Source organism: Psychrobacter sp. (assembly GCF_036731945.1).
Taxonomy (GTDB): domain Bacteria; phylum Pseudomonadota; class Gammaproteobacteria; order Pseudomonadales; family Moraxellaceae; genus Psychrobacter.
On record NZ_DAINDI010000057.1, the window covers coordinates 1 to 237 of the forward strand.

Annotated in this window: 1 pseudogene; it reads right to left on the bottom strand. The window is 38.4% G+C overall.

The features are described from left to right. Positions 1-237: pseudogene (locus tag V7D75_RS11145) on the bottom strand (hypothetical protein); the annotation flags it as partial.

Below are 237 nucleotides of genomic sequence, written 5' to 3' on the forward strand. Positions count from 1 at the left end.
TTATTTGTCTTTACGCGCTTCTTTAATTTTTTTAGCAGCCATTTCCATCGCATCGGCAGCTTTGTCCGCTAATGTGCCAACCACTTCTTTAGCTTTAGTGGTAGCAGTGTCCTTTAAAGAAGATTCTTTGTCTTCGCTAGATTTAGAGTCATCATCTTTACTATCTTTGTCTTTCTTATCAGAATCATCGCCATTTTTACCGTCGTTTTTGGCGTCTGATTGATCGTCTTTTTTGGT